This is a genomic window from Bifidobacterium catulorum, assembly GCF_003129925.1.
GTDB classification, from domain to species: Bacteria; Actinomycetota; Actinomycetes; order Actinomycetales; family Bifidobacteriaceae; genus Galliscardovia; species Galliscardovia catulorum.
In genome coordinates, this window is record NZ_QFFN01000001.1 from 190,207 (window position 1) to 212,347 (window position 22,141).

The 22,141-nt window shown below is 63.8% G+C and carries 16 protein-coding genes; 6 read left to right on the forward strand and 10 right to left on the reverse strand.

The genetic code is table 11. From position 1 onward, the window contains the following. The first annotated feature begins 61 nt into the window (after nucleotides 1-61). Nucleotides 62-1,543 carry an ATP-binding protein gene (locus tag DF200_RS00805; protein ID WP_109136395.1) on the forward strand — a complete coding sequence of 494 codons (1,482 nt, stop codon included), beginning with the start codon at nucleotides 62-64 and terminating at the stop codon, nucleotides 1,541-1,543. A gap of 154 nt (nucleotides 1,544-1,697) precedes the next feature. Here DF200_RS00805 and guaA read toward each other — a convergent pair whose 3' ends face one another. Further along, on the reverse strand, nucleotides 1,698-3,260 hold the full coding sequence (guaA, locus tag DF200_RS00810) for a glutamine-hydrolyzing GMP synthase (RefSeq protein WP_109136396.1): 1,563 nt from the start codon (nucleotides 3,258-3,260) through the stop codon (nucleotides 1,698-1,700). A gap of 529 nt (nucleotides 3,261-3,789) precedes the next feature. On the opposite strand from guaA, the gene DF200_RS00815 reads away from it, so the two are divergent. Next, the gene (locus tag DF200_RS00815) at nucleotides 3,790-6,267 is read left to right on the forward strand and encodes a phosphoketolase (protein ID WP_109136397.1); all 2,478 of its coding nucleotides are present in this window, start codon (nucleotides 3,790-3,792) and stop codon (nucleotides 6,265-6,267) included. Nucleotides 6,268-6,348: 81 nt separating this feature from the next. On the opposite strand, the gene DF200_RS00820 is transcribed toward DF200_RS00815, so the two are convergent. The 5 genes from DF200_RS00820 to DF200_RS00840 form a co-directional block, all read right to left on the reverse strand. Next, nucleotides 6,349-7,101 carry a triose-phosphate isomerase family protein gene (locus DF200_RS00820; RefSeq protein WP_206603395.1) on the reverse strand — a complete coding sequence of 251 codons (753 nt, stop codon included), beginning with the start codon at nucleotides 7,099-7,101 and terminating at the stop codon, nucleotides 6,349-6,351. Between the two features lie 31 nt (nucleotides 7,102-7,132). Then, nucleotides 7,133-7,573, reverse strand: a complete 441-nt coding sequence (locus DF200_RS00825; RefSeq protein WP_109136399.1) for an RpiB/LacA/LacB family sugar-phosphate isomerase — start codon at nucleotides 7,571-7,573, stop codon at nucleotides 7,133-7,135. Between the two features lie 180 nt (nucleotides 7,574-7,753). Beyond that, nucleotides 7,754-8,791: a 4-hydroxythreonine-4-phosphate dehydrogenase PdxA gene (gene pdxA / locus DF200_RS00830; RefSeq protein ID WP_109136400.1), complete on the reverse strand. Its 1,038-nt coding sequence runs from the start codon at nucleotides 8,789-8,791 to the stop codon at nucleotides 7,754-7,756. 117 nt (nucleotides 8,792-8,908) lie between these two features. Continuing rightward, nucleotides 8,909-10,297: a four-carbon acid sugar kinase family protein gene (locus DF200_RS00835; protein ID WP_109136401.1), complete on the reverse strand. Its 1,389-nt coding sequence runs from the start codon at nucleotides 10,295-10,297 to the stop codon at nucleotides 8,909-8,911. 22 nt (nucleotides 10,298-10,319) lie between these two features. Continuing rightward, nucleotides 10,320-11,639: an MFS transporter gene (locus tag DF200_RS00840; RefSeq protein WP_206603396.1), complete on the reverse strand. Its 1,320-nt coding sequence runs from the start codon at nucleotides 11,637-11,639 to the stop codon at nucleotides 10,320-10,322. Nucleotides 11,640-11,811: 172 nt separating this feature from the next. Between DF200_RS00840 and DF200_RS00845 the strand changes: the two genes are divergently transcribed. The 3 genes from DF200_RS00845 to DF200_RS00855 all read left to right on the forward strand — a co-directional run bounded on the left by DF200_RS00845 (nucleotide 11,812) and on the right by DF200_RS00855 (nucleotide 16,071). Further along, nucleotides 11,812-12,822 (forward strand): sugar-binding transcriptional regulator, encoded by a 1,011-nt coding sequence (locus DF200_RS00845; protein ID WP_109136403.1) that lies wholly within the window; start codon nucleotides 11,812-11,814, stop codon nucleotides 12,820-12,822. Nucleotides 12,823-12,984: 162 nt separating this feature from the next. After that, entirely contained in the window at nucleotides 12,985-14,655 is a 1,671-nt protein-coding gene (gene pta, locus DF200_RS00850; protein ID WP_109136404.1) for a phosphate acetyltransferase, read from the forward strand. Between the two features lie 171 nt (nucleotides 14,656-14,826). Then, nucleotides 14,827-16,071: an acetate/propionate family kinase gene (locus DF200_RS00855; RefSeq protein WP_109136405.1), complete on the forward strand. Its 1,245-nt coding sequence runs from the start codon at nucleotides 14,827-14,829 to the stop codon at nucleotides 16,069-16,071. Nucleotides 16,072-16,175: 104 nt separating this feature from the next. Here DF200_RS00855 and aroA read toward each other — a convergent pair whose 3' ends face one another. Both aroA and DF200_RS00865 read right to left on the reverse strand, forming a co-directional pair. Then, on the reverse strand, nucleotides 16,176-17,516 hold the full coding sequence (gene aroA, locus DF200_RS00860) for a 3-phosphoshikimate 1-carboxyvinyltransferase (RefSeq protein WP_109136475.1): 1,341 nt from the start codon (nucleotides 17,514-17,516) through the stop codon (nucleotides 16,176-16,178). A gap of 185 nt (nucleotides 17,517-17,701) precedes the next feature. After that, entirely contained in the window at nucleotides 17,702-18,985 is a 1,284-nt protein-coding gene (locus DF200_RS00865; protein WP_109136406.1) for a proline-rich domain-containing protein, read from the reverse strand. 161 nt (nucleotides 18,986-19,146) lie between these two features. Between DF200_RS00865 and glgX the strand changes: the two genes are divergently transcribed. Further along, a complete protein-coding gene (glgX, locus tag DF200_RS00870; RefSeq protein WP_109136407.1) occupies nucleotides 19,147-21,285 on the forward strand; it encodes a glycogen debranching protein GlgX in 2,139 nt (712 codons plus the stop codon). Nucleotides 21,286-21,555: 270 nt separating this feature from the next. Here glgX and DF200_RS00875 read toward each other — a convergent pair whose 3' ends face one another. Together DF200_RS00875 and DF200_RS00880 are read right to left on the reverse strand one after the other, a co-directional pair. After that, nucleotides 21,556-21,816 carry a type II toxin-antitoxin system YafQ family toxin gene (locus DF200_RS00875; protein WP_109136408.1) on the reverse strand — a complete coding sequence of 87 codons (261 nt, stop codon included), beginning with the start codon at nucleotides 21,814-21,816 and terminating at the stop codon, nucleotides 21,556-21,558. Then, on the reverse strand, nucleotides 21,809-22,069 hold the full coding sequence (locus DF200_RS00880; RefSeq protein ID WP_109136409.1) for a type II toxin-antitoxin system RelB/DinJ family antitoxin: 261 nt from the start codon (nucleotides 22,067-22,069) through the stop codon (nucleotides 21,809-21,811). Before DF200_RS00880 ends, DF200_RS00875 begins: the two co-directional genes overlap by 8 nt. Nucleotides 22,070-22,141 lie beyond the last annotated feature (72 nt).

Here is a 22,141-nt window from a genome sequence, read left to right on the forward strand (position 1 = left end):
AGAACAAGACGTGGGACAAGTCGCTTCCGGTGACGCATGATGGTATCAAGGAGGCCTTCACATGGTTGACGCCTACACCGCCAAGATGACCGAGCTGATAGCGTTGATGCGTCTGATCGGCAATGATACGCAGCAGTGCGAGGTGAAGGAGTGCAAGCGCAAGATATCCTCCACGATCACCGACACGTTGTCCGCGTTCTCCAATGGTTCGGGGGGTTGGATCATCCTCGGGCTTTCGGAGCGTAACAGGTTCACCCCGGTCGAGGGCTTCAACGCCCGTTCGATGCAGGAGTCGTTGAGCCAGGCGTGTGAGAAGATGACGCCGGTGGTGCGGCCGACGATTGTGACGTGCCCGTTCGAGGGCAGTAATCTGGTGTTCGCGCGCGTGGATGAGATGCTTCCGCGTGACAAGCCGTGCTTCATCTCGGCGATCGGCGCGCATGGCGGTTCGTTCATCCGCACCGGCGACGGCGATCGGCGCATGACGTCGTATGAGGTGGATCGGCTTATCGAGGAGCATCTGCAGCCGACCTATGATCTGGATATCGTGCCCGGTGCGACCTGTGACGATCTCGATCCCGGTCTGGTCGAGGGGCTGCTTGCCCGGGTGCGCGAGCAGCATCCGCATGTTTTCGGCGGGCGTGGGGACACCGATACGCTGCTTGATCTGCAGGCGTTGAGGCACGATGACTCCGACCGGCGGCATGTCGGCGGAGTGTTGCGTCCGACGTTGGCGGGCCTGTTGGCGTTGGGCAGGTACCCGCAGAAGTTCTTTCCCCGGTTGTGCGTTTCGATCGCGGTCTTTCCGGGAACGAGCCGGGATGATGTGTTCCGGGGGGACGAGCGGCTGATCGCGTCGCAGACCGTGGTGGGGTCGATTCCGATGATGATCGATGATACCGTGGATTCTTGGATGAGATGGATCGGGGCGCGCAAGCCGGACTATCCGCCGGCTGTCCTTCGGGAGGCCATCGCGAATGCGTTGACGCACCGCGACTACTCCCCCGATGCGCGCGGCACCCAGGTGCATGTGAGCGTGTTCACGGACCGTGTCGAGATCAGCAACCCCGGCGGCCTGTACGGCACGGTGACGCATGACGTGCTCGCCAATCCGCATCCGGTGGCGGGTACGGCGTTCTCGTCCACGCACAACCAGTTCCTGTTCGCCCTGCTGGAGTCCACGCCGTATCCGGGCGGGGGTTTCGTGAATCCGGAGGGCGGCGACGGCTATCAGCGCATCGCCGCGAGCCTGAGGGAGGCGGGCATCGAGCCGGCGACCACACGCAACGACATCAACACGTTCACCATGACGATCACGCGGCATCGCACCGTCAAGCGCAGCTCTCCGAGCGACGTGTCGAAGGAGATCATGACGCTGCTGGAGCGGCATTCCGCGATGAGTGTGAAGGAGATCATCCGCGAGCTGCAGCTGACGCCGTTGGCGGCGGCGTCCGGATTGCGCGAACTGGTGCGGGAGGGCCGTGTCGCGCAGGTGCGGTTCCATGACGACCCGACGCAGCGTTATCGGTTGAAGACCAGTTAGGCAAGCCGCCAACGAGGTTCGCCCGACACGCACGGCGGGTAATGCATCTCCCCGTGAATTGAACTGACGCGTGCGACCCCAAGGCGCGGGACACGAAGGCGTACAAAGGTACGTCGAGTGCCCCGCAACGCAGGAGGCGCTCCGTCAGTTCAATTCACTCCCATTCGATGGTGGCCGGGGGCTTGGAGGTGCAATCCAGCACCACGCGGTTGATCTGCCGGCATTCGTTGGTGATGCGCGTGGAGATGGCGGCGAGCACGTCGTAGGGGATGCGCGACCAGTCGGCGGTCATGGCGTCCTCCGAGCTGACGGGTCGCAGCACGATGGGCGAGCCGTAGGTGCGTTCGTCGCCTTGGACGCCGACGGAGTGGACGTCGGCGAGCAGCACCACCGGGCACTGCCAGATGTCGCGGTCGAGGCCGGCCTTGGTGAGCTCCTCGCGGGCGATGGCGTCGGCTTCGCGCAGCAGGTCGAGGCGTTCGCGCGTGATCTCGCCGACGATGCGGATGCCGAGGCCCGGGCCGGGGAACGGCTGGCGCCAGACGATTTCGTCGGGCAGGCCGAGTTCGGTGCCGATGGCGCGCACCTCGTCCTTGAACAGGGTGCGCAGCGGTTCGATGAGCTGGAACTTGATGTCCTTCGGCAGACCGCCGACGTTGTGGTGGCTCTTGATGTTGGCCGCGCCGTCGCCGCCGCCGGATTCGACGACGTCGGGGTAGAGGGTGCCCTGCACGAGGAACTTCACTTCCTTGCCGCGTGCGCCGGCCTCTTCGAGGACCTGCCGCTGGGCCTTTTCGAAGGTGCGGATGAATTTCTCGCCGATGATCTTGCGCTTGCGCTCGGGTTCGCTCACGCCTTTGAGGGCGTCGAGGAAGTCGTCGGCCGCGTCGACGGTGATGAGGCGGATGCCGGTGGCTTCGACGAAGTCGTGCTTGACCTGTTCGACCTCGCCCTTCCTGAGCAGGCCGTGGTCGACGAACACGCAGGTGAGCTGGTCGCCGATGGCCTTGTGCACGAGGGCCGCGGCGACGGCGGAGTCCACGCCGCCGGACAGGCCGCAGATCACTTCGGCGTCGCCGACTTTTTCGCGGATCTTCGCGACCTGGTCCTCGATGATGCCGGCGGAGTCCCAGTTGTCCTCAAGTCCGGCGCATTTGTGCAGGAAGTTTTCGATGAGGTCCTGGCCAAGCGGGGTGTGTTTGACCTCGGGATGCCACTGCACGCCGTAGAGCCTGCGGGATTCGTCGGCCATGGCGGCGACGGGCGCGCCTTCGGTGTGGGCGAGCACCTTGAACCCCTTGGGCACGGTGTTGACGGCGACGCCGTGGCTCATCCACGTGTCCTGTTCCGCGGGAGACCCGTCGAGGATGCCTTCGGCGTCGGTGATGACTGCGGGGGTCTTGCCGTATTCGCCGAGGGCGGCCTTGTCGACGTCTGCGCCGAGCTCGTGGGCCATGACCTGGAAGCCGTAGCAGATGCCGAGTACGGGGACGCCGGCGTCGAAGATCCTCTTGTCGATGCCGGGGGCACCGGGTTCGAACACCGAGGCGGGGCCGCCGGAGAGAATGATCGCCTGGGGATCCTTCGCGAGGATCTCGTCCACGGGCATGGAGTGCGGGACGAGTTCGGAATACAGGCGGGCCTCGCGAACGCGACGCGCGATGAGCTGCGCGTACTGGGCTCCGAAGTCTACGACCAGGACCGGTCCTTTGGCCATGAATGCCTCCTATATAACGGTTGGCTGGGGGATTGTCGGATGTGTCGATTATGTCCCGTGATTGCGACATAACAAAACGATTACAACTTCTCGGTGTTTGAATTTCCGTGGTCGCGAAAGTGAACGGAGCGTTGCCGTTTCGCGGGGTTCTCCCGATGAGCCGAGGCCGCGCGCCGGACGATCGACAACGACACGCCCTTGGGATTTAACAACATGCACTACATGAAGCGTGGTAGTTTTTTCAGAAAACGAGGCAAACTCCGGCAACGGAAAACCTTGTCGTATCAATACGCCGGGGCGGTCGGGCCATCACGACGACATTCACAAATAACTCTCCGCTTTGAAAACTTTCCGAACAATTTCTTACAAAACCTCTCGCGGCACGACGATGAAAGTCCGCGAGTTCACTTACGATGAATAGCGATTGGGAAAACCGGTCATTGCACGTTCCAACTCAAGGGGCGCAAGGGCTGGCGGTTCCTGAGAAAATAACCGATCGCACATTATGTGCAGAAGTACAGGAGTACACATGACGAGTCCTGTTATTGGCACCCCCTGGAAGAAGCTGAACGCTCCGATCTCCGACGAGACCCTTGCGGCCGTCGACAAGTACTGGCGCGTGACCAACTACCTTTCCATCGGTCAGATCTACCTCCGCAGCAACCCGCTGATGAAGGAGCCCTTCACCCGCGAAGACGTGAAGCACCGCCTGGTCGGACACTGGGGCACCACCCCGGGCCTGAACTTCCTCATCGGCCACATCAACCGCCTCATCGCCGATCACCAGCAGAACACCGTGATCATCATGGGACCGGGCCACGGCGGCCCCGCCGGCACCTCGCAGTCCTACGTCGACGGCACCTACACCGAGTACTTCCCGAACATCACCAAGGACGAGGCCGGCCTCCAGAAGTTCTTCCGCCAGTTCTCCTACCCGGGCGGCATCCCGTCCCACTACGCCCCGGAGACCCCGGGCTCCATCCACGAAGGCGGCGAGCTGGGCTACGCCCTGTCCCACGCCTACGGCGCCGTGATGGACAACCCGAGCCTGTTCGTGCCGGCGATCGTCGGCGACGGCGAGGCCGAGACCGGCCCTCTGGCCACCGGCTGGCAGTCCAACAAGCTCGTTAACCCGCGCACCGATGGCATCGTGCTGCCGATCCTGCACCTCAACGGCTACAAGATCGCCAACCCGACCATCCTCTCCCGCATCTCCGACGAGGAGCTGCACGAGTTCTTCCACGGCATGGGCTACGAGCCGTACGAGTTCGTCGCCGGCTTCGACGACGAGGACCACCTGTCCATCCACCGCCGCTTCGCCGAGCTGTTCGAGACCGTCTTCGACGAGATCTGCGACATCAAGGCCGCCGCTCAGACCGACGACAAGCACCGTCCGTTCTACCCGATGATCATCTTCCGCACGCCGAAGGGCTGGACCTGCCCGAAGTTCATCGACGGCAAGAAGACCGAGGGCTCCTGGCGCTCCCATCAGGTGCCGCTGGCCTCCGCCCGCGACACCGAGGAGCACTTCAACGTGCTCAAGAAGTGGCTGCAGTCCTACAAGCCCGAGGAGCTGTTCGACGACAAGGGCGCCATCCGCCCCGAGGTCACCAAGTTCATGCCGCAGGGCGAGCTGCGCATCGGCGAGAACCCGAACGCCAACGGCGGCCGCATCCGCGAGGACCTGAAGCTGCCGAAGCTTGAGGACTACGAGGTCAAGGAAGTCAAGGAGTTCGGCCACGGCTGGGGCCAGCTTGAGGCCACCCGCCGCCTCGGCGTCTACACCCGCGACGTCATCAAGAACAACCCGGATTCGTTCCGCATCTTCGGACCGGACGAGACCGCCTCCAACCGTCTGCAGGCCTCCTACGAGGTCACCAACAAGCAGTGGGACGCCGGCTACCTGTCCGACCTCGTCGACGAGCACATGAACGTCACCGGCCAGGTCGTCGAGCAGCTTTCCGAGCACCAGATGGAAGGCTTCCTCGAAGGCTACCTGCTCACCGGCCGCCACGGCATCTGGAGCTCCTACGAGTCCTTCGTGCACGTGATCGACTCCATGCTGAACCAGCACGCCAAGTGGCTTGAGGCCACCGTCCGCGAGATTCCGTGGCGCAAGCCGATCGCCTCCATGAACCTGCTCGTCACCTCCCACGTGTGGCGTCAGGACCACAACGGCTTCTCCCACCAGGATCCGGGCGTGACCTCCCTGCTGCTGAACAAGTGCTACAACAACGACCACGTGATCGGCATCTACTTCGCCGCCGACGCCAACATGCTGCTGGCCGTTGGCGAGAAGGTCTACAAGTCCACCAACATGATCAACGCGATCATCGCCGGCAAGCAGCCGGCCGCCACGTGGCAGACCCTCGACGAGGCCCGCGCCGAGCTCGAGAAGGGCGCCGCCGAATGGAAGTGGGCTTCCAACGCCTCTTCCAACGACGAGGTCCAGGTCGTGCTCGCCTCCGCCGGCGACGTTCCGACCCAGGAGATCATGGCCGCCGCCGACAAGCTGAACCAGCTCGGCGTGAAGTACAAGGTCGTCAACGTGGTGGACCTGATCAAGCTCCAGTCCGCCAAGGAGAACGACGAGGCCCTGACCGACGACGAGTTCGCCGATCTGTTCACCGCCGACAAGCCGGTGCTGTTCGCCTACCACTCCTACGCCCACGACGTGCGTGGCCTGATCTACGATCGCCCGAACCACGACAACTTCAACGTCCACGGCTACGAGGAGCAGGGCTCCACCACCACGCCGTTCGACATGGTTCGCGTGAACAACATCGACCGCTACGAGCTGACCGCCGAGGCCCTGCGCATGGTCGACGCCGACAAGTTCGCCGACGAGATCAAGAAGCTTGAGGACTTCCGCCTTGAGGCCTTCCAGTTCGCCGTCGACAACGGCTACGACCACCCGGACTACACCGACTGGGTGTGGCCGGGCGTCAAGACCAACCTGCCGGGCGCCGTCTCCGCCACCGCCGCCACCGCCGGCGACAACGAGTGACGCCGACCCGATAAGGACGGTCCGAGTCCAATAGGAAATCCCCTTCCGGAAGTTTCCGGAAGGGGATTTCCTTTTCCTGTCTCACTTGTTTTCGCTGTCCCCGTTTTCAAGACCGATCGCCTCATCGACCACCGACATGAACGCGTGGGGATCATGGGCGAAACGGCCGAGGAACAATCCGTCGACGCTGGGCCATAGACGCGAAAGCAGCCCGGGACCGGCGGAGCCGCCGTACAGAACGGCCGAGGGGCGCTCCCCCAGCGACTGCTTGATGCGGTCGCATACCTCGCGAACGTATTCGGCCGAAGCCGGTTCGCTGGCTCCGATGGCCCAACGGGGCTCATACGCCACCCACAGCGGGGACTCCCGATCGTCGCCCACCGCCGAAGCGATCTGGCCGAGGCATCGTTCCGCTGCCGCCGTGGCCCCCTCGCGCTCCGTCTCGCCCACGCACAGCAACGGGGTCAGACCGTTGCGCCAGGCCGCCCGCACCTTGCGGGCTACCATGCCGTCGTCCTCATGGAACAACGTCCTGCGCTCGACATGGCCGAGCTCCACGACGGAGGCGCCGAGGTCGCGAAGGTCGCTTCCCGACACCTCCCCCGTGAAGGCGCCCCGATCGTCGGCGCACATGTCCTGCGCGCCGACGCGCACGTTCACCGGGGCGAGTATGCCCTGCACCTCGGCAAGCGTGAGGAAATCGGGCAGCACGGCCATCGTCGGCCCGGAGTCCCCAATCCCCCGCTCCGTCAGCAGACCGGCCAGCGTACGGCAGTAGTCCACCGTGCGCCGGCGCGGGAAATACATCTTGAGGCTGAGTGCGATGACCGCCATTGTCATCACCTTTCCTTCATGGTCGTGGATTTCAGGCCCTGCCCTGCTCGTACTCGCAGATGCGGTCGATCTTCGGCTTGCTGCGCGAGTTGGGATCGAACGTGCGCTCCAGATACTCCTTCATCAGCACCTTCGCGGTTTCGGGGCCCACCACCTGGGCGCCCATCGAGATGAGGTTGGCGTTGTTGCTCAGCGTGGCGCGCTGCGCCTGGTAGACGTCGCTGACGCAGGCGCAGTACGCGCCGGGCACCTTGTTCGCGGCGATCGAGACGCCGATGCCCGTTCCACACAGCAGAATGCCTCGGTCCTCCTCGCCGTTGGCGACGGAGGTGGCGACGCGGATGGCGACGTTGGCGTAGATGGGGTCGTCGGAGGGGAAGTCCACGACCTCGTATCCAAGGTCCTCCGCCTCCTTCATGAGCAGGTTCTTGAGTTCGGTGGCATTGGGATCGCATCCGAAGGCGACTTTCATGATGTACTCCTTTTTCTGGTTGGTTTTCCGGTTCTTCCCACTGGTGTTCAATTGCGTGTTTGGCGCATCGGTGTATTGCCCCGGGTCCGTCGGGGGAAGAGCGGGGCGCGCCCGGCAACCTGGTGGCGCACCCCGAGCGGACCGAGGTGGACTCCGTCCGCAGAGACCTTCCCACTTCCCCTACGAGGCCTGGGCGACCTTGTTCCGGTGGTCGATCTGCATCTGCGCGTAGAGGGCCGCGACCCTGGTGGCCTCGATCATGCTGTTGGCCTGGGCGATGCCCTTGCCGGCGATCTCGAACGCGGTGCCGTGGTCGACGGAGCTGCGCATGAACGGCAGGCCGAGCGTGATGGTCACGGCCTTCTCGAAGTCCAGCGTCTTGCAGGCGATGTGCCCCTGGTCGTGATACATCGACAGGATGCAGTCGTTGTGACCGTCGAGGTTGAGCGCGAAGATCGCGTCAGCCGACAGCGGCCCCTCGGCCCGGATGCCGAGCTTCTGCGCATCCTGCACGGCAGGCGCGATGTCGGTGATCTCCTCGGTGCCGAACATGCCGCCTTCGCCGACGTGCGGGTTGAGGGCGGCGACGCCGATCGTCGGATGTTCGAAGCCGAGCTTCTTGAATTCGGTGTCGATGTTCTTGAGGAAGTCGAGGATACGGTCGTGGTTGGCCAGATCGCATGCCTTGCGCAGGGCCACATGCCGGCTGACGAAGAACACGCGCAGCTTATGCACGTTGAACATGGTCAGCGCGTACGGCGAATCGGTCAGCGCCTGGTAGATCTCCGTGTGCCCGATGTACGGGACGTCGGCCAGCTTGAGCGCGGCCTTGTTGATCGGCGAGGTGGAGACGGCGTCGATCTTGCCCGCGAGGCCGAGTTCGATGGACTTCTCCAGATAGGAGTAGGCGCGCAGCGCGGCGTCGCGCTGTATCCTGCCGAATTCGATCTTCGCGTCGTTGCACACGTCGGTCTGCAGCAGGTCGATGACTCCACGCTCGTATTTCGCCTCGGACGGGTCGTCGATCATGTTGAACGTGAAATCATGGATGCCGAGGATGTCGGCCGCTATCTCCAGACTGTCGCGGTGTCCGATCACGAAGGGCTTGCATACGTCGTAGATCTTCTGGCTGAGAATGGTCTGCAGCACGATCTCCGGTCCGATTCCGGCGGGGTCTCCAAGCGTGATGGCCATTACCGGCTTCTGCTGGACGTTCATCGATAACTCCTTTGTTGGTTGTTGCGCGTCGCCGCGCGGGAAAAATCTCGTTGTCCCCCGTTTCCCGGGGAGGATCGGGGCCGGCCGGGTAAGCGTCCGCCCCCCTGTCGTCATGAATCAGGCGGCCAGCCCGTTCGCCATCATGCGGTGTTCGTCGAACAGGCGGTTGACGGCCTGTACCGCCGTGTTCGGCTTGCCGGTCAGGCCTCCCTTGCATACGACGGGGATGCCGTCGTACGGGCCTCCCACCAGCACCGACTGGTCCACCTGGGGAATCACGTAGTCGACCAGCTTCAGGCCGTCGCCGCCGAGCGCCTGACAGACCTTGACCATGGTGTCGCCGCCGCTGAGGTAGAAGCCGGAGCAGCGTTTCGGCGTGACCACGTCGGCAACGAGCCGTGCGGCCTGTCCCAGTCTTCGCGTCAGCAGGTTGGAGGCCTCCGCGGCCTCAAGACCGCTGGCGGACTCCAATTCCTCCCGGGTGGCGGGCGGCGCCCCCGTGATGGCGATGTCCACGGCGAGCACCAGCACCCGCGGCTGTTCGACGTGCTTGCGGTACATGGCCTGGGTTTCGGCGACCAGCCGCGCCATCTCCGCCTTGACCTCCCGGGAGTCGTGAGAGATGAGACTCAACGGGCGGGCGAGCAGGGTCTTCGTGCCCGGTTCGGCGGTGAGCACCTTCATCTGCGATTTGGTGACCTCGGTGGCGCTGCCGGCCACGACGAACACGGTGCCCTCGTCGTCCCAGCGGTGGTTCTCGCGGATCTCCCTGGCGATCTGCGCGCCGGGCACGATGGTTCCGGACAACAGGGCGAGACTCACGGTGAAGGGGCCGGGATCGACCGCCACGACGGGACGGCCGACGCGGATCACCGCGCAGGAGATGTCGTCGATCTGTTCCAGCGTGGCAGAGTCGAACACGAACACGCGGGTTCCGTCGGCCAGCATCCTGCGCATCATCGACGCGATCTCATGTTCGCCGCCCATGACCGTCTCCAGCGGGATGTACCCCACCTTCTCCGAGAACTGCTCCTGCAGCAGCTTCGGCAGATAGGACTCGCGGACGGGCGTCCGCACGTCCTGGGCCACGCCGGTCTGGGCCAGCAGCGTCGAATCGATCAGGGAGTATCCTCCCACCACGACCTTTTTCGACTGCGGCATGGCCGGCACGACGACGGCGATGTAGTTGTCCTCCAAGGCGTTGAGCATGCCCTCCACCTCGGGCCCTATACCTCCGCGCAACGTGGTGTCGATGCGTTTCGAGAACTGGGAGACACCGAGCCTGCGCAGGGCGAAGGTGGTCTGCCTCACCCGGTCGAACGCCTCGCGGGCCGGCTGCGTGCGGGAGTTGGTGCTGACGATCACGGTGTCGGCCGCGGGGTCGGCGACCTCGTCGAGGTGCTCGAACTCGTAGTAGAGTGTGGACACCGCCCCCTTGCGGGCCAGCAGGGCGCCGACGGTGGTGCCTCCGGTGACGTCGTCGGCGACGATACCTAGCTTTGTCATGGTTTCCCCTTCGTAGTGCGTATCATGCCGCGGCCGGTGCGGCCTCGACCCGTTCGGCCTTCTTCGTCCCGCTCTTCTCCACGGCCGGGCGGAATTCGTTGAGCGTGAGCAGGAGGACGAACGCGACGATCAGGATGATGACGAAGTAGCTGAACGCCATGGTGTAGTTTCCGGTGACGTCGAGGATGGCGCCCACGATGATCGGCGAGAAGAAGCCTCCGAGGTTGCCACCGGAGTTGATGATGGAGATGGTGAACGGGTAGGTCTCGTTCGTCGTCATGTTCATGGCGATGGAGGTGAACGAGGACCATCCGATGTTCAGGAAGAATCCGGCGAGCACCAGGACCAGAGCGATCAGGGCCGTGTTGTCGGGGGTCACAAGCAGCAGCGCCATCATGATCGCCGTCATCAGGGCGGTGATGAGCATGGTGGGCTTGCGCCGTCCGCGGAACACGCGGTCGGATATCACGCCGCCGAGCAGGGCTCCAACGAATCCGCCGATGTACGGGGTGGCCGACATCCAGCCCATGGCGATCACGTTGTATCCGCGTGCGGACTGCAGATAGTCGGGAATCCAGGTGATCATGCCGTACAGCACGTTGTTCATGCAGAAGTAGGCGAAGGTGATGACCCAGATCTGCCAGGACTTGAGCACCTCCATGTTCTTCTTGAGCGGTTCGCCGCTCTTGAGGCGGATGATGCGGTCGAGCAGCCCCATGTCGCCGAAGTCCTGTACCGCGGATGCGGAATTGGCGTCGTCACCGGTGATGTGCTTCAGCTCGGCTTCGTTGACGTGCCTGCTCTCGCTCGGCTTCGACCGGATGACGAGGAAGAAGACCAGCGCCAGGATGAAACCGGGGACGGAGAACCAGATGAAAACGTGGCGCCAGCCGAACGCGTTGGCGATGAACACCGCGACGATGGGCGCGAGGATCGGGGCCACCTGGGTGGACGCGATGTACACACCGGTGGCCGTCCCCTTCTCCTTGAGCGGGAACCACGAGTTGATTGTGGACGTCATGCCCACCGGCGTCGGGCCTTCGAGCAGGCCGAGCATGAGACGGAGGACGAGAAGCATCACCGCTCCGGTGGCGTGTCCCATGAGGAACGTGACGATGGAGAAGCCGAGGATGGCCACCGATACGATCGTTCTGGTGCCCTTCTTGCCGATCACCAGGCCGGCCGGGATCTGCGATATCGCATAACCGAGGAAGAAGAACGAGGAGATCGCGCCGGCGGCGGTGTTCGAGATCTCGAACTCGTTGCGAATCATGGGCAGCACTGCACCGATGTTCGAACGGTCCGCCATGCAGATCACATATCCGATGAATATGGTGGACAATACGACCCACCTATAGTGGGTCGATGTTATTCTTTGTTTGAGAGACATACGCACGCGCCTTTGACTGTGTATGAATGTTTTTTGAGTGACACCAAAAAAATATCGTCAAAGGCGCGTGGCACCTACCCCGGACAGCGCTTTTGGGAAAATGTCTCAACCCGGAGTTTGAAAAATGAATAATTTGCGTCAGACCGGCCGCATTCGCAACGGCGAAGCGACGAAATCCCGGCGGAACGCCCGGTACAGGCTCGCCGACGTGGCCGAACTGTACTGGATGCAGGATATGACCGTGGCGGCCATCGGCACGAAGCTGGGCATATCCAGATCCACCGTGTCGCGGCTGCTCGCGCAGGCCCGCGAACGGAACATCATCGAATTCGTCATCAACCGCGAGGAGGATTCGACGCAGGAGCTGCGCGACAGGCTGCGCGACCTTTTCCATATCCACGTGACCGTGAGCAACACCAGCGACACGGCGGACGCCGACATCCGCAGGTTCCTCGTCGGGCAGGACACCGCGCGGCTGCTCTCACGTCTGGCCCGTCCGAACATGACGATCGGCGTGGCATGGGGACGCACCATGGAATCCGTGTCGCTGCATCTCACCCAGCAGGACGCCCACGGCATACAGATCGTGCAGCTGCACGGCTTCGGCGACTCCTACCTCTACGGGGAGAGCTACGTGACGAAGGTGCTCAACCGGTTCGGGGAATCCCTCAACGCCCGCGTGCACCTGTTCCCCGTCCCGGCGATCTTCGACTCCGAGGCAGCCCACAACCTCATGTGGCAGGAACGTAGCGTGCGCAGGATCCTGGCCCTGCGCCGCACCCTCGACCTCACGGTCGCCTCGCTGGGCGCCCCGCAGGGGGTGACGCCGAGCGCGCTGTTCACCCCGGGTGTGCTGCAGCAGAGCGACATAGACGAGCTGCACAACGAGCATGTGGTCGGCAACTTCGCCTCCACGTTCTTCCGTCAGGACGGCAGCACCGGCGGCATCTCGGTGAACAACCGCTCCACCGGCATGAGCCGCCAGGAGCTGATGCGCGTGCCCATAAGACTGTTCACCGTCGCCGACCCCAGCAAGGCCAAGGCGCTGCGGGTCGCGCTCAACGCGGGGTTCGCCACGCATCTGGTCGTCGACCGTGCCACCGCGCGCCAGCTCCTCCTCATGCAGCATCTCTGACCGGATGTCGTTTGCCGTGCCGCCGGCATGGCAAACGACGGCAACCGGGGACAACGTATAGTTACCGGTCAACGTTTATACTTACAATAGTTGCGGTTGCAAAGCAGTGTTGCCCGCACCTCAACCCGACAGCGGGTTGAACAATTGCAAAGGAGTTTGACCGTGAGTCTTACCAGTGTGTACATCGCCAGCCCCGAGGCCGCGAACGGCCGCAACGTCGTCGCCTACGGAGTCGTCTCCGCCCTCGCCGGCCAGTACAAGACCGCAGTGTTCCGTCCGGCCGCCTGCAAGAAGGAGACCTTCACCGACGTGCTGCTCGGGGCGTCCACCGCGGGACAGTCCCGCGAACAGGCCGTCGGCGTATGCCCGTGTGCCGCGCGTGAAGACAAGGAAGGCGCCCGCGGGGACATCGTCCGCGCCTACTCCGCCGCCGTCGCCGCGGCCGACCCGGAGGCCGTCGTCGTCGTCGGCACCGACAAGAGCGATGTGTTCGACCCCGCAGCATTCGACTTCAACGCCGCCGTCGCCGCGGACCTCAAGGCCCCGGTGTTCCTCGCCGTCTGCGGCCTGAACCGCGATGCCAAGCAGGTCAAGGCCACCGTCGAGGCCTGCGCCAAGAGCGTCACGGACGCCGCCCAGACCGTCGCCGGCGTGTTCGTGACCGGCTGCGCCGACGAGAAGTCCTCCGACGTCAAGGACGCGCTCGCCGAATTCCCCGCCCCCGTCTGGACCGTCCCGGCCCATGACTGCGGCACCGAGGACGAGGCCAAGGCCGCGCTCTCCGACTTCGAGTCCCACGCCCCCGCCGCCCAGATCCTGGCCGCACTGAACCAGGACTTCGCCCAGCCGACCACCCCCTACGCCTTCCAGTCCGACCTGCTGAACAAGGCCAAGGCCGCCAAGAAGACCATCGTCCTGCCCGAGGGCTCCGAGGACCGCATCATCAAGGCCGCCGACTACCTGCTCGAACGCGACATCGTCAACCTGATCATCGTCGGCGAGAAGACCCAGATCCTGGCCCGCGGCAAGGAACTGGGTCTGAACAACCTGGAGAAGGCGTCCTTCCAGTCCATGGACGACGAGGAGGTCCTCGCCCCGATGACCGAGAAGCTGTGCGAGCTGCGCGCCAAGAAGGGCATGACCCCGGAGCAGGCCCGCAAGCAGCTGACCGACGCCAGCTACTTCGGCACCATGCTCGTGGTGCTCGGCAAGGCCGACGGCCTGGTCTCCGGCTCCATCAACTCCACCGCCAACACCGTGCGCCCCGCCCTGCAGGTCATCAAGACCAAGCCCGGCCAGAAGCTCGTCTCCGGCGCATTCCTCATGTGCTTCAAGGACCACGTCGCCGTGTTCGCCGACTGCGCCATCAACCTCAACCCGAACGCCGAGCAGCTCGCCGAGATCGCCATCCAGTCCGCCGAGACCGCCAAGGCGTTCGGCATCGACCCGAAGGTGGGCATGCTCTCCTACTCCACGCTCGGCTCCGGCAAGGGCCCGGATGTGGACCTGGTCGAGGAGGCCGCCAGCATCGTCAAGCAGCAGGCCCCGGATCTGCCCGTGGTCGGCTCCATCCAGTTCGACGCCGCATGGTCCCCGGTCGTGGCCTCCACCAAGGCCAAGGGCAACGACGTGGCCGGCCATGTCAACGTCTTCGTGTTCCCCGACCTGTGCGCCGGCAACATCGGCTACAAGGCGGTACAGCGCTCCTCCGGCGCGCTGGCCATCGGCCCGGTGCTGCAGGGCCTCAATAAGCCCGTGAACGACCTGTCCCGCGGCGCCAACGTCGAGGACATCATCAACACCGTGGCGCTGACCGCCGTCACCGCCCAGTGACGCGCCGCTGAAACGGCATCGGGCGTCCCGGCTCGCCGGGACGCCCTTCTCGTTCCCCGCCGCACGAGGAAAAGCGGACGGGAACATGATTTTGTAGTCACCGACGAGTATTCTCGGTGATGGAAGTGGGGCGTTAACGCTCCCCGAACACAACAATGGAGGAAGCCCACAATGGCGAAAACCGTCCTTGTCATCAATTCCGGTTCCAGCTCTATCAAGTACCAGCTGGTGGACCTTGAGACCGGCGAAGGCATCGCATCCGGTCTGGTCGAGAAGATCGGCGAGCCGATCGACGGCAACTACAAGCACGAGTACAACGGTGAGAAGCACAAGCTCACCGAGCCGATCCACGACCACGAGCAGGGTCTGAAGCGCGTCCTCGGATTCTTCAAGGAGTACGGCCCCGACCTGTCCGAGTCCGGCATCGTCGCCGTCGGCCACCGCGTCGTGCAGGGCGGCTCCATCTTCCCGCGCCCGGCCCTCGTCAACGACAAGACCATCGGCAAGGTCAAGGATCTCGCCGTGCTCGCCCCGCTGCACAACGGCCCCGAGGCCAAGGGCGCCGAAGTCATGCGCACCCTGCTGCCCGACGTGCCGCAGGTCTTCGTCTTCGATTCCTCCTTCTTCTTCCAACTTCCGAAGGAGGCCAGCACCTACGCCCTGAACAAGGAAATCGCCGACCGCTACCAGATTCGTCGCTACGGCGCCCACGGCACCTCCCACGAGTTCGTCGGCTCCGTCGTCCCGGAGCTCATCGGCAAGCCGGCCGAAGGCCTCAAGCAGATCGTGCTGCACATCGGCAACGGCGCCTCCGCTTCCGCCCAGATCTCCGGCAAGCCCGTCGACACCTCCATGGGCCTCACCCCGCTTGAGGGTCTGGTCATGGGCGGCCGCACCGGCGACATCGACCCGGCCGTCGTGTTCCACCTGATCCGCAACGCCCACATGAACGTGGACGAGCTGGACGCCCTGTTCAACAAGCGTTCCGGCCTGACCGGCATGACCGGCTACGGCGACATGCGCGAGGTCATGCGCCTGGCCGACGAGGGCGACGAGAACGCCCAGCTGGCCCTTGACGTGTATGTGCACCGCATCGTGGCCTACATCGGCAACTACACCGCCCAGATGGGTGGCGTCGACGTCATCACCTTCACCGCTGGCGTCGGCGAGAACGCCTCCCCCATCCGCAAGATGGTCGTCGATCGTCTTGCCCCGTTCGGCGTCAAGCTCGACGAGGAGAAGAACAACGTGCACACCTCCGAGCCGCGCGTCATCTCCACGCCCGACAGCTCCGTCATCATCGCCGTCTACCCGACGAACGAGGAGCTCGCCATCGCCCGCAAGTCCGCGAAGATTGCCGCCGAAGGCAAGGACTCCTACGGCAACGTGTTCGAGCCCGCCGACTACAGCGAGTGACACATGTGCAGCGACGACGTTCGTGACGTCGTCGCACATATTGATTCGAGCCCCTTGGGTTCTGGAAGGAATCCGAGGGGCTCGGTCGTTAATACGACTGCATGTCATCGATGACGTGCAACGCCGATCATCGACGTCCACAATCCGACGAAGTCGGGAATGGTCTTGCGCGTGGTCTCCACGTTCACCACGTCGATGCCGTCGATGCGCAATCCCAGCATCGCGGCGAACGTGGCCATGCGATGGTCGGCATACGTCTCCATCACGGCACCGTGCATGCGTTCCACATCGACCGGATGGATGGCGATGCCGTCGGCGAGCTCCTCCGCCGCTCCCCCGATGCGCCGAATCTCGGTGACGAGCGCTTCAAGACGGTTCGTCTCATGACCGCGCAGATGGCCGATGCCCGTCAGCGAGGTAGGACCATCGGCGAACACCAGCAGAGCGGCCAACGAGGGGGCGATCTCCCCGGCTGCGGACATGTCGAAATCCCCGAGGCCATGAATCGTCCCGTCGGACGTCACCGCGAGGGTGCGCGCCCCGTCCACGGTCTCCGTCACGGTGACGGTGGCGCCCATGCGTTCCAGATATTCAGGGAGCAGTCCGCCCGGCTGCGTCGTCCTCGCCGGCCAGTTCGGCACACGGACCGTTCCCCCGGCGATGAGCGCCGCCCCGAGGAACGGGGCCGCGTTGGAGAGGTCCGGTTCGACGGCCACGCGTTCGGGCAGCTGCACCGAACCGTGCCGGACCGTCCACGTGTGCGCGTCCATGCGCACGGCCACGCCGGCCGCTTCCAGATCGGCCATGGTCATGCGGATATGCGGCAGGCTGGGCAGGTGGTCGCCGGTATGGGTGAGCTTCAGCCCGTTTTCGAGTTTGGGCGCGGCAAGCAGCAGACCGGAGATGAACTGGCTAGACGACGACGAATCGATGGACACATCGCCTCCGACCGCCCGGGATGGTGGGGTGAGCGTGAACGGAAGCCGGCCCTTCTCGCCTTCGTAGTCGATGCGGGCGCCGAGCTGTTCGAGCCCGTCGAGAATCGGCCCCATGGGGCGGTGGTATGCCTGTTCGTCCCCGTCGAAACGGACCGGCCCGTCCGCGTACAACGCCAGGGCGGGGACGAATCGCATCACCGTGCCGGCCAGTCCGCAGAACACGGAGGAACGCCCCGTGAACACACCGTTCTTCGGGGGTGCGACCACCACGGTGGTCCCGTCGTCGGGGTCGGGCGTGCAGGATACGCCGAGGGATTCCAATGCGCCCATCATGAGCTCGGTGTCCCGCGAGCGGAGCAGTCCGACGAGCGTGACGGGCCGTGTCCCCATGGCGGCAAGGATCAGATAGCGGTTGGACAGCGATTTGCTGCCCGGTATGGTTACGGTGGCGTTCAGCGGTTCGGCGGCGAACGGCGCACGCCATGGCGATGGTTTCGTTTCGGTCATATAGCCATGGTATCCGTTCCCCGGCGTGCCGACGCCCCTGTGTCCGAGTCGGAGGACTTTCCGGATGGATCGCATGGGAAAAAGCGGCCCCGAATCGTTCATATACGATCCGGGGCCGCTTGATTGATTGGCCGTGGCGTCGGGAAGCCGCTAGGGCCTTGCTCTTCCGTCACAGTCGTCGTCAATCACAAGGCGTCCTGGAAGCCGTCCTGAAGCGCATCCTTCAGCGCGTTGTACTGCTCGTCGGAGTAGGCCTTGTCCTGCTCGTCCTTCAGCGCGTCGGAGAAATCGGTGGTGATGTCGGAGGTGCTGAGGGTGTCGTTGAACTCCTCGGACAGCTTCTTGTATTTCTCGTAGGCGGGCGAACCGTACTGTATCTTGGTGGGGTTGCCGAGCGCACCGAGCTGCTTCACGACCTCCCCGGTCTTGTTCATGTTCTCCTTCATGTCGGTGGCGTATTTCGCCACCGCCTTGTCGGGCACCTGGCTCAGCGTGTCGAGCTTGGCGGTGCAGGAGGTGATGAACTTCGTGTAGTTCGTCACGAAGGAAGCGGAGTACGGTCCGTCGTCGGGGCGGTCCCCGCACACCTGCGTGGTATCGGACAGCGTCTTGCCGGATTCCGCGAGGTTGGTGGCGTAGGTGGCGTAGGCGTCCGCCTGCTTGACGTAGGCGTCGTACTTCTCCTTGACCTTGGCGTCGTTCATGGACTTGTCGTCCTTGACGGAGTCCACCTCGTCCCGGTATTCCTTGAGCTTGGCCTTGACCTTGGCGACGTCGTCGTCATCGAAGGTGCTTCCCCCCTTGTAGGTGGCGGAGTACACCTGGGTGAGCTTCGACTGCACGTCTCCCTGCTTCGTCTGGAAGTTGTAGACCTTCGTCAGCGTGCTGTTGTAGTCCTGCGCCTCCGGCTTGCCGCCCCTGAGCACGAAGAACGCGACCAACGCGATGATGACGACGAGGACGATGACCCCGCCGCCGATGCCGAGGCCTATGAACAGCTTGCGGTTGCCGCCCGCCTTGCCCTTCGCGTTGTTCTCCTGCACGGGCTGGCCATATCCGCCGCCGTATGGCGGTTGCGGACCGGACGCCGGACGTCCGCCGGCATAGGGGGGAACGGGGCCGTTCGGGCCCTTCGGGCCGTTGCCTCCATTGGCCGGATATCCCTGCGGGGGCACGTTGGGCGCATCGGGACGCTGTGCGGGATTCCCGTACTGCGGCAGCACGGCACGCCCTGAAGGCGCGTAGTGAGGCGCCTGGGGATTGAATGCGGGTGCGCCGCCCTGCGACGGCTGGCGGTATCCCTGCGGGGGCAGCTGCCGCGCATGCTGCTGAGGACCTCCATCGGGCGTCGTGCCATAGGGAGGCGCGGGATTTGCGGCATCATGCCGGGCGGCGGCGTTCTCCGGCACCGTCCCGGCGTTCCCGCCGTCCTGCTCCCCGTTCGCGTTGGCCTTGTCTTCATCCGCCATGGGCAAACTCCTTCGTCTCTGGTGTTGTAAGGCCAGTCTATACCGGGGGGACACTCCATCCGGCGATATCCACGGCGCAAAACCCTATATCCGTCAGTGATTCACCATAGATTAACCGTTGTATCACCGATTATGGGCATGGACGATGCGATACTGGAGGTATGCAGATCAGACCAGGCTCAATGTACCCGTTGGGAGCCCGCTACGACGGCGCAGGGGTCAATTTCGCCCTGTTCTCGGAAGCGGCCGAAAAAGTGGAGCTTTGCCTTTTCGATGCGGACGACAACGAAACCCGCATCGAGATGACCGAGCAGAACTCATACGTATGGCATAACTACATTCCGGGCCTGCAGCCCGGGCAGCGGTACGGATACCGCGTCTACGGTCCGTTCGATCCGCCGAACGGACACCGCTGCAACCCCTCGAAGCTCCTGCTCGACCCGTACGCGCAGGCCATACAGGGCCACACGGACGGCGACGAAAGCCTCTACTCCTACAAGTTCAGCAACCCCGACAACGAATACGACCTCAACACGATGGATTCGGCGGCCCACACCATGAAGTCGGTCGTCGTCAACCCGTTCTTCGACTGGGGCAACGACAAGCATCCCCGCATCCCCTACCACGACTCGGTGATCTACGAGGCGCATGTGCGCGGCATGACCAACCTGCGCAAGGACGTGCCGGCCGAGATCAGGGGCACCTACGCCGGTCTCGCCTACCCCACCGTCGTGAACTATCTCAAGGAGCTCGGCGTCACCGCGCTGGAGCTCATGCCGATCCACCAGTTCGTCAACGACTCCTTCCTCACCGAAAAGGGCCTGAGCAACTACTGGGGCTACAACACCATCGGATTCTTCGCCCCGCACAACGCCTACTCCAGCTCCGGCGAATACGGCGAGCAGGTCAACGAGTTCAAGTCGATGGTCAAGGCGTACCACGAGGCCGGCATCGAGATCATCCTCGACGTAGTGTACAACCACACCGCCGAGGGCAACCACCGCGGCCCCACCCTGAGCTTCCGCGGCATCGACAACCGCAACTACTATCGTCTGGTCGGCGGCGACTTCGCCCACTACTTCGACACCACCGGCACCGGAAACTCCCTGCTGATGCGCTCGCCCCACGCCCTGCAGCTCATCACCGACTCGCTGCGGTACTGGGTGACCGAGATGCACGTTGACGGCTTCCGTTTCGATCTGGCGGCCACGCTCGCCCGGCAGTTCCAGGAGGTCGACAAGCTCTCTGCGTTCTTCGACATCGTGGAGCAGGATCCCGTGCTCTCCCACATCAAGCTCATCGCCGAACCATGGGACCTCGGCTCCGGCGGATACCAAGTGGGCGGCTTCCCGTCCAGCTGGTCCGAATGGAACGGCCGATACCGCGACTGCGTACGAGACTTCTGGCGCTCGCAGCCGTCCACGTTGCCCGAGTTCGCGAGCCGTCTCATGGGCAGCTCGGACCTGTATCAGGCCAACGGCCGCCGACCGGTCGCCTCGGTGAACTTCATCACCGCCCACGACGGGTTCACGCTCAACGATCTGGTCACCTACAACGACAAGCACAACGAGGCGAACGGCGAGGACAACCGCGACGGCGAATCGCACAACCGTTCCTGGAACTGCGGCGTGGAGGGCCCCACCGACATCCGGGACGTCAACTGCCTGCGCCAGCGTCAGCGCCGCAACTTCATCGCCTCGCTCATGGTGAGCCAAGGCATCCCGATGATCTGCGGCGGCGACGAGGTGGGACGCACCCAGCAGGGCAACAACAACGCCTATTGCCAGGACAACGAGATCTCGTGGACCGATTGGGAGCTCGACCAGGACCGCCGCGACCTGCTCGAATTCACCAAGAAGCTCATCCATCTGCGTCTCAGCCATCCGGTGCTGCACCGCCGCCGCTTCTTCACGGGGCGTGCCGCCGGCGACATGTCCGACCGCATCCCGCAGGCGGAATGGTTCGACCACACCGGCGAGATCATGGACCGCGAGGATTGGAGCAACACGCATGCGTTGTCGGTGATGGTGTTCCTCAACGGCAAGGACATCCCGGAGACCGACTGGTACGGCTCCCCCATGACCGACAACAGCTTCCTGCTCATCTTCAACGCGCATTACGAACCGATCGTGTTCAAGCTGCCGGACGAGAAGTACGGCTCCACGTGGACGCTGGTGGTGGATACGTTCAGTCCGAAGGGCCCGGAGCTCACCTATGAGGCGGGGTTCGTCATCACCGCGCAGCCGAGGAGCTTCCTGCTGCTCATGAGCGCCAAACGCTCCCGCCGCGTCATGGAGTAATGGGAGGCGGACGTATCTCCCCGTGATAAACGCCCTGACCGGTCGCTGAGTGAAACCGAACCGCACCCCAATTGTTGGACTGGAGTAATTCGTGTCCGATGATTGGAGGTGCGGTTTTCCATGTCAAGGGAACGTAGTTGACGGTCGGGATGCAGCTGCGCGAACTGCCTGATCAGTTCATAACCGGCCATGTCACGCCCCCGGTCGATGATCTTTTTCCACTCGTGGACGGTATTCCGACGTCACATGCCAGTACAGCTGGTCGTGCGATCAGGTACGGGTCAGCGCCAGTTGCAGCTCGTCGCGTTCGATGCGGTAGATGAGCAGCCAGTCTGACTCGATGTGGATCTCCCGATACCCTTTCCAGTTGTTGACCAGCGCGTAATCGCGATATTTGGTCGGCAGCAGATCGCGATCTTCTGCCATCAACGCTTCCACGGCGCGCCGCAGCTTGTCCGGGTCGTAATGCTTCTTCAGCAGTCCTTTGAAGTCCTTCTTGAACTGCGTGGTGCGGAAGACGGATCTAAGCATCCATCAGGTCCGTCATCAGATCGTCCACAGACGGGAACGCGGCACCCTCCCGGGTGTCTGCCTGGCGGCGGGCCTCCATGTTCAGCGGATTCTCCCTCGTGGCGCGGAACGGCATGCCGTTGTCGGTCAGGGACTGGCGCAGGAACATGTTCAATGCGGTCGACAGGTCCAGTCCCATCGACTCGTACAGTTCCTTCGCCTGCCGCTTGACCTGCGGATCCGTGCGGAAACTGATTGTTACGGTATCGGCCATCGAAACTCCTCGCCAGAGTAATGCTAATGTATGAACAGTGCAACACAATGGGGGATGCAAGTTACGTTGTGG

Excerpts from the sequence above, each read along its gene's own strand:
- DF200_RS00855 (WP_109136405.1), top strand. The coding sequence starts at position 14,827 with ATGGCGAAAACCGTCCTTGTCATCAATTCCGGTTCCAGCTCTATCAAG.
- glgX (WP_109136407.1), top strand. The coding sequence starts at position 19,147 with ATGCAGATCAGACCAGGCTCAATGTACCCGTTGGGAGCCCGCTACGAC.
- DF200_RS00835 (WP_109136401.1), bottom strand. The coding sequence starts at position 10,297 with ATGACAAAGCTAGGTATCGTCGCCGACGACGTCACCGGAGGCACCACC.
- DF200_RS00875 (WP_109136408.1), bottom strand. The coding sequence starts at position 21,816 with ATGCTTAGATCCGTCTTCCGCACCACGCAGTTCAAGAAGGACTTCAAA.
- guaA (WP_109136396.1), bottom strand. The coding sequence starts at position 3,260 with ATGGCCAAAGGACCGGTCCTGGTCGTAGACTTCGGAGCCCAGTACGCG.
- DF200_RS00815 (WP_109136397.1), top strand. The coding sequence starts at position 3,790 with ATGACGAGTCCTGTTATTGGCACCCCCTGGAAGAAGCTGAACGCTCCG.
- DF200_RS00820 (WP_206603395.1), bottom strand. The coding sequence starts at position 7,101 with ATGGCGGTCATCGCACTCAGCCTCAAGATGTATTTCCCGCGCCGGCGC.
- DF200_RS00845 (WP_109136403.1), top strand. The coding sequence starts at position 11,812 with ATGAATAATTTGCGTCAGACCGGCCGCATTCGCAACGGCGAAGCGACG.
- DF200_RS00880 (WP_109136409.1), bottom strand. The coding sequence starts at position 22,069 with ATGGCCGATACCGTAACAATCAGTTTCCGCACGGATCCGCAGGTCAAG.
- aroA (WP_109136475.1), bottom strand. The coding sequence starts at position 17,516 with ATGACCGAAACGAAACCATCGCCATGGCGTGCGCCGTTCGCCGCCGAA.
- pdxA (WP_109136400.1), bottom strand. The coding sequence starts at position 8,791 with ATGAACGTCCAGCAGAAGCCGGTAATGGCCATCACGCTTGGAGACCCC.
- DF200_RS00805 (WP_109136395.1), top strand. The coding sequence starts at position 62 with ATGGTTGACGCCTACACCGCCAAGATGACCGAGCTGATAGCGTTGATG.
- DF200_RS00825 (WP_109136399.1), bottom strand. The coding sequence starts at position 7,573 with ATGAAAGTCGCCTTCGGATGCGATCCCAATGCCACCGAACTCAAGAAC.
- DF200_RS00865 (WP_109136406.1), bottom strand. The coding sequence starts at position 18,985 with ATGGCGGATGAAGACAAGGCCAACGCGAACGGGGAGCAGGACGGCGGG.